Source organism: Candidatus Latescibacterota bacterium (assembly GCA_019038625.1).
Lineage (GTDB): Bacteria > Krumholzibacteriota > Krumholzibacteriia > Krumholzibacteriales > Krumholzibacteriaceae > JAGLYV01.
Genome location: JAHOYU010000077.1, coordinates 64,521 through 70,917 on the forward strand (window position 1 = coordinate 64,521; position 6,397 = coordinate 70,917).

Sequence of the window (6,397 nt, forward strand, 5' to 3'; positions counted from 1 at the left end):
ATCTTTAAGTGTTTTATGTGCCTCTGATACGGCGCGCATAAAAATCTCAACGGGTTTGCTATTATTGGTCTTCATCTCGCCCTCCTTTGGAGTACTTGTGTTCAACGATTAATCGGCTAATCTCTTTCTCGTCTTCTTCTTGATCGCTGGGTGGCTTTATTACTATGGCCAGTCTGTCGTGGCTATACAAATACGCTCTGGCGTACAACATTGCCGTTTCTCCCATCCCGTACTTTTCCCACTCCCCCTCGGAGAACCTCTCCCTGATAAATTGAGCACTCTTTTTGTCAAACACTGACACCACTAACCCCGGAGTCGCACAGGCCACAACATAAACCTTAAGGGACGAAACCATGTTAATTGCGCATTCTCCCATAGCGCGCTGCTGGGTAATTGCAAGCCGTAAAGCCCTTTCCCTTTTATGGGTTCTGATCACAAGCCCTACTATTATCAACGCCAGAACCACCACCACCCATTGTTGTTCCATTCTACCATCCTCCTTCAACGTGTTGTAGCTGTTTGCCCTTGAATGAGGCCACATAGGCAACGATATCATCCTTGGGTTGCTTGCTATCGAGTATTTGTTTCTTGAGCTTCCTGTTTACTTCCCTGATATTCACATGCCAGTGTTCAAGCCATGTGATATAGGCAAGTCGTTTCTGCTCTGGACTAATATCGTAGGGCCAGAGATCACAGAAGAGTTCGTAGTGGTATTCATACTCGTCAGATTTGTGTGCTTTGTTGGCAGCCCTTTCTATGTGTGAGATGAGGGGAATAACATTATCATCCTCACCGATCTGTCGTGAGCCTTCAGGGTCACAAGGAGGCGAAGCCGATATGCTTTTGCCGTTTGTCTTTTTCTTTGAGGGTTTCTTTTTAGTCTTTAAGTCTTTTTCTTCTTCTACCTTCTTACTTCTCGCGCGAGGGGAATTAAGTAACTTCGTATCGACTTCTTTTTTACTTCGTAGTAGTGTCTGTGTGTAGTTATCACATAACTTGGCAAACTTAGGACAGTTAAGGGTTAAATGCCTTCCCTCTTCAGTTACAAAAAGACGGCCTTTTTTATCACAAAATTTTAAGATTTTGAGTAAAAGTTGGCGAGAAAGTGCCGTTTTTTTGCGGAAAAAGGCGCAACTTATTGTCGTTTCCCCCGGAGAATCAACATCAAAGTTGTCTGCTATTATCTCCATTGCCACAAAATATACCATGTAACCGTCACCGCCGAATAGTTCTATCAACTCGGAAATAAACGGGCTGTCCGCCGACTGTGATTTATGCTGGAACCAAAGCAATTTTGTCTCCTTTAGAACGATTACAGCTACGACACGTCTGGCTTGTTCTTCCTGGACACGTTCCAATACGCCGTCTTGCAGTGAGGGCACTGGCGCACATCTTCTTTCCTGCTATTCTAACCATGAACACCATTCATAGTGAATGGGGATAGGGACGGAGTAATTCTTTATCACTACCGGGAATCTCCCTGGCAACGTCCGCCTTGTGGACACAATTAACCCCTTGCGCTCAAGTGCATCCAATGTTGCAGGATCCAGAACGCCTCACGTTTAGCCTGGTTCATTCATCAGCCTCCTTGTCGGCAAGAGTCTTGCTCGTTAGCTTTTCCCGTTCGTACTCAGACTTAAAAGATACGGTCGCAGCCGCTTCTGGGTTTGTCTTTGCCAAGTCTCTACGCATTTGATGCTGTGCCATAAGTATCTTATCGTGGTCGGCCATCACTCACTCCTTTCCAGCAGAGCGGCACGTCTGCATTTCCACACATCGGCTGAAGCCATATTAGAACCGTCCACGCTAAATATTTCATCGACTATAGTGAGTAAATACCGCACCTCTTGCGTTGGTGTCATTCCCCAAATATTCTTCTCTGCGCTCGGCCCGGCGGGCTGGCCCTTTGTAGTATATGTTGCCTCAAAAATATCCCTCTTGCAGGGGTACAATTCGCCTTTAATCCCTCGGATTAAAACGTCCTTGTCGGGATCATACTTATGAGTACCCTCAAGTGTATTAATCTCAAGGGGCGCTGACGGGACGGCAAATTCAACCTGCACGGGCCGCTTCACACACTTTAACCATTCAGCAGATTCTACGGCCTCACGAACCTCAGCTTCTCTTGCGGCCATGTAGTCGGAATATCCGTCACTCATTGTCATCCCCTTTAGGTAAGCGGCAACATCCCTCCTGTACCAGTTACACTCTTGGCGCATCAGCTCCCGCAGCAGGGCGTTGGCAAGGCGTTCAACCCCAGCCTCAAGCTCTTTGATGCGGGCACGGCCAGCGAATAGCTCACAGTACGGACAACCTTCAAATATTACTCCATCGTACCTGCCATGCTTATCACATTTAGCCATCTTCGCCCTCCAGTTCTGCGGCAGCTAACTGTTGCGCTTTCTCCAGTACAAGCAATGGAACCATGCCCTTGAGGTTGGCTATCCCTTGAAGTGTAGCTCGTAGCCGTTCAACCTCTGCCAGCAGGTCAGGGGCGGCGGCGATGAGGCGGGCGTTAGCAACACTTTCTGTTGCCCCCGATACACAAGCCAATTCCTTGAATATTATCTCTCCTTTTGAGTAAGCATCAATAGCGTAGCTTCTGCCCAAACACATCTCAGCCTTCCACGGCCCTGGCGTGTGGCCCTCAAACTTTGTCAGGTCAATCATCTTCGCCCTCCAATCTGGACAACCTCTGCAATTTCCCTCTCGCCTTGACCAGCTTCAACTGATCGCGCTTGAGGATTTTCATCAAGACATCCAGTCGGTTCCAGTTCTTGGCCTCCAAGTTATACAGGATTAGTTGTTTGGCCTTTGCTACCCGCGCTCGGAGGGCAGCGACTTCAAGCCGCGCTTCAAGGTGGAGGGAGTCGATGTTCACCCGCGCCTTCACCTGCTCAGCCGTGGTGTCAGTTGCAGTATAGACACCAGCGTCAAGTACATCGTCGATTGGGGCGGCGCTCAGGCAGGCCGCGCAGGTCATTGCAAGTAGTAGGTTAATCATTGGTTGCCTCCGTAAGTATCGGGCGACACTTCTTGATAATCTCGTTAGCCATCCGCCTGCCCTCACACCTTGCACATAGCCCACTTTCCGTTTCAACTTTCTTGCCGCACTTGCATCTATCTGAGTATGGGAGCCAATTATTCATCCCTCACCTTCCTTTCGGCCAGCCAGAGCAGGGCGGTGGCACTTGAACTGAAATAGCCTTCATCCTCGGTAACTTGCCACGATCCATCCACATGTTCTTGCAACTCTATCTGAGTTCCTGTGGCCCTATCATATTGAACCACCTGACGAGGATGTATACTTTCCCCATGCACCCACTCTTCCCGCACCTTCTCCCGCACAGCTTCACGGCCAGCGGGGGAGTTGAAATAGGCTTCTAGATCGCCATCCCGCACAATCTCGTTCCCGTCCTTATCATACCAACAAGGGCACTTACATCCCTTCGATGGTTGATACTTTGTATACATCTCCAACGCCCTTGCCAGCTTCTCATTCCTGTCCATCGGTTGCCTCCAGTTCGCACTCGCGCCGACACTGCTCTACCCCTAAGTAGTGCCGGGCAACCAACGCTATTACCTTGTCTGCCGGTCGTACAGCGGAATCGTCAACCCGTTTTACAAGTTCAGCCATTGCCGCGCCCACTTCTTCATCTTTAAGTAATCGGAACGCAAGCTTTATCATTTCAATGTTCTGCATCGGTTGCCTCCAACGCTTCAATGGCTCCGCACAAGGCGAGGCAGAGTTCACAAACGGGAAACTTAGCTGTATATGTAATGTCGGTTAGCAGCTTTTTGACGAATCGTATAGCGTCCCCAGTATGCTGGTGGCTCTTATGGTTTACCCCAGCTTCCCACAGCTTCGGGAACCAGAAGTCGGGATCGAGAGGAATTGACTCAAATCGAAAGGTCTTATTACACGCCCTTGCGCACCGCTCAGCCTCAGTAAACGTTAACTGTTTCATTTATTCCTCCAGCCTACCCGGCATAGCCTCCATGCAATCAGCACAGAGGCAGTATTCGTTTCCGCCAATATCATAGAGCCAGGGCAGAAAAGTAACCGTCTTTTCCTCTCCGCAACCATCACACCGCTCAGTTTCTTCTTGCGTTAGCTGTTCCATTTATTCCTCCTCGAATGATATTTCGTAGCGGGTGAAGTAATGCATCTCCCTTGTTGTATATTCAGTGCCCTCAATCGGAATTGACTCCCGTCCTTGCTGCATATATGCCCTGTGTGTTATTGTTGCCATGCCAGAGTCTACCACCGCCACCACATGCGCCCGCGCCAGCTTCGCCTCAAGGCTGTCGATGCGGGCGACCAGAGAATCCCGCTGAGCAAGCAGGTGTGCCGTGCGCCAACTCGTTACCTCTACCAACGACTCTATGCGATCAAGGCGCGAGCCAGGAACGTCCTGCCCCATCCCTGGCAGCGCGCACAGCAGCAGGGCTGTTACGAGCAGTCTAATCATTTGCTGCCTCCTGAATGGCCTTCACAATGGCCGCAACGCCAATTACGAAGCTATACGAAGCAAAACCAATCACAAGCCACCAGCACTCGTGAACCACAAATAATCCCGTAGCCGTACAAAATACCAAGACGCAAAAAACTAATAAGGAAAAATTTGTCCTTTCTATCAAGGCGGCTGCGCCAAAGAGGGCTGCGAATTATGGATGTCCGGCATCAACAAAGGCTCTTGCGCTCTTCGCTCAATCCCCATTGAAATCAATCAACTCAGCGAGACAATTGCTGGCCTCGCTGGCGAACTCGTTCAGAAACGCCCTTGATGGCAAGCAGCTTGCCAATATCCGAATAGCCGCTTAACCCACAGACGATTATTCCGAAATCATAAGGATCGTCACCAATTTTACTTTTTATCTGTGCCGCCGTCTCTTGAATTATTTGCGTTACCTTTTCATGCGTTAAGCCATTGCCATTCATCTTATCCCCCTTGTAGCGTTAAAGGCGAGGTATGTCAAGTATATAATCGCCTTTCAGAAGTTAACCTTGCCCGTTTGCGGTACTCTCGGTGATAAAGATTGTCGCTCATTAAATTTTACTCTCATCAAGTTTGTGGTTACCGCAAAAATCAGAATCAAACATTACCGGCCAGCCGCTCATTGTCGGCGCGTTCCTGCGGCAGCGGCCTACGCGGGGGGAAATCGGTATCGTATTCTGAGGGCCGACCTTTGCCACGTAGTACATGCAGGTACTGCACTTCATCCCCTTGCTGAGGTTCTCTATAGAATGAAGTATAGAGTCTTCCCCGCTCTCTTTGCGGCGTAGCTCTTTTATCCTTGCGCCCTGCTTCTTTTCTTCTTCCTCTCTCGCCGCCTGCAAGAGCGTGTGAGCCACATCAATTTTCCAGCGTGTACCATCGGCGGTATCAATTAACCGAACGCCCTTCCGCGCCAATTCTATTGTAAGATTACTCGCAGTAGTATAATCGAAATTATTAATCGCCTTGCGCCTGTTACTTATCGTGCGCTCCACCCACTTCACATCAGGGCTATCGTTTTTGGTGGGTGCCGTTGTGAGCTTAGTATCCAGAAACTTTCGACATTCCTTGACTGTATCATTCAGCGTAAACTTCGGAGCTTTGTCGGCGGGGTCGGCAACGGCGTTGGCAGCAGCATGGCTGGTAGCGTTATCCAGATCGGCCTTAAGCTGCGCGTTCTCCCGCTGCAACCGGGTGCAGGTGGCACGCACATCTTCCAATACCTTTCGATATCCTTGTGTTTCAGGGTAGGATACCTGTTTTGTCTCAAGCACAGAGGCGACTGCCGGGGCGAAAGAGGCGGGGATACGGCTGAGAACTTTCCAGTCTTTTATGCCCTGACGGGCTACGATAAAGTACTGGTCATTAAACAGGACGGAGATAAAAGCGTGGTCGGACTTATCGGCTGCACTCGGAGGGATGGGTGCTGGAGTCGTTGTTGCGGTCCGGTTTTTTGTGTTCGTTGTCTCTAGGTGTAGGCGTGGTTTTTCCAGGCGCTGCACAATCTTACCCAACTTCTGTTCCGCGCGGACCTCCCGCGCTTCCTTCTCGATATCAAGTAAAAACGTTGGTACTGGCCCCCAATTCGCTTCCATCTTATCACCCTCCCGGTGAAGTTTGTGATCGCATGCTGCTACTACTGCCGTTTAAGGCACCTTGCTGCTCTCGTACAGTAGGTACAGGCCTTCCCCTGTGCCGATCCAGGTTTTATTCGCAGCCGTGTCGGGACGCACTGCGGTTATGATATCACTACCCAGGCTGTCGCTGGTGGAACTCGTGGTGTAAGAGCGGAATGCGCTGGCAGGGTACGGCAGGCCCGTTTCGTAGGCGGCAAGGCCAGACAGGGTGCCTATCCACATGATGTTATCAACCTTATCGTGGGCCAGCGCCCGTACCTG

At 50.1% G+C, this 6,397-nt stretch carries 13 protein-coding genes; all 13 read right to left on the bottom strand.

Annotated elements, in window-relative coordinates:
- Window positions 1–61: 61 nt before the first annotated feature.
- A complete protein-coding gene (locus KOO63_05715) occupies window positions 62–487 on the bottom strand; it encodes a hypothetical protein (GenBank protein MBU8921298.1) in 426 nt (141 codons plus the stop codon).
- A gap of 1 nt (window position 488) precedes the next feature.
- Window positions 489–1,358, bottom strand: coding sequence for a hypothetical protein (locus tag KOO63_05720; protein ID MBU8921299.1), 870 nt, complete (start codon window positions 1,356–1,358; stop codon window positions 489–491).
- A 214-nt stretch (window positions 1,359–1,572) separates the two neighbouring features.
- A complete protein-coding gene (locus KOO63_05725; GenBank protein ID MBU8921300.1) occupies window positions 1,573–1,731 on the bottom strand; it encodes a hypothetical protein in 159 nt (52 codons plus the stop codon).
- Entirely contained in the window at window positions 1,731–2,363 is a 633-nt protein-coding gene (locus KOO63_05730) for a hypothetical protein (GenBank protein MBU8921301.1), read from the bottom strand. The genes KOO63_05725 and KOO63_05730 overlap by 1 nt, the downstream gene beginning before the upstream one ends.
- Complete coding sequence (locus tag KOO63_05735) at window positions 2,356–2,670, bottom strand: hypothetical protein (GenBank protein ID MBU8921302.1); 315 nt, start codon at window positions 2,668–2,670, stop codon at window positions 2,356–2,358. Before KOO63_05735 ends, KOO63_05730 begins: the two co-directional genes overlap by 8 nt.
- Window positions 2,663–3,004 (bottom strand): hypothetical protein, encoded by a 342-nt coding sequence (locus tag KOO63_05740; GenBank protein ID MBU8921303.1) that lies wholly within the window; start codon window positions 3,002–3,004, stop codon window positions 2,663–2,665. Before KOO63_05740 ends, KOO63_05735 begins: the two co-directional genes overlap by 8 nt.
- 137 nt (window positions 3,005–3,141) lie before the next feature.
- The gene (locus KOO63_05745) at window positions 3,142–3,510 is read right to left on the bottom strand and encodes a hypothetical protein (protein MBU8921304.1); all 369 of its coding nucleotides are present in this window, start codon (window positions 3,508–3,510) and stop codon (window positions 3,142–3,144) included.
- Window positions 3,497–3,703: a hypothetical protein gene (locus KOO63_05750; protein ID MBU8921305.1), complete on the bottom strand. Its 207-nt coding sequence runs from the start codon at window positions 3,701–3,703 to the stop codon at window positions 3,497–3,499. The genes KOO63_05745 and KOO63_05750 overlap by 14 nt, the downstream gene beginning before the upstream one ends.
- A gap of 265 nt (window positions 3,704–3,968) precedes the next feature.
- Window positions 3,969–4,124, bottom strand: coding sequence for a hypothetical protein (locus KOO63_05755; protein MBU8921306.1), 156 nt, complete (start codon window positions 4,122–4,124; stop codon window positions 3,969–3,971).
- Complete coding sequence (locus tag KOO63_05760; protein ID MBU8921307.1) at window positions 4,125–4,472, bottom strand: hypothetical protein; 348 nt, start codon at window positions 4,470–4,472, stop codon at window positions 4,125–4,127.
- 263 nt (window positions 4,473–4,735) lie between these two features.
- Window positions 4,736–4,942 carry a hypothetical protein gene (locus KOO63_05765; GenBank protein MBU8921308.1) on the bottom strand — a complete coding sequence of 69 codons (207 nt, stop codon included), beginning with the start codon at window positions 4,940–4,942 and terminating at the stop codon, window positions 4,736–4,738.
- Between the two features lie 108 nt (window positions 4,943–5,050).
- Window positions 5,051–6,094, bottom strand: coding sequence for a hypothetical protein (locus KOO63_05770; GenBank protein MBU8921309.1), 1,044 nt, complete (start codon window positions 6,092–6,094; stop codon window positions 5,051–5,053).
- A 51-nt stretch (window positions 6,095–6,145) separates the two neighbouring features.
- Window positions 6,146–6,397 (bottom strand): hypothetical protein (locus KOO63_05775; protein MBU8921310.1); only part of this gene is annotated, 252 nt, incomplete at its 5' end.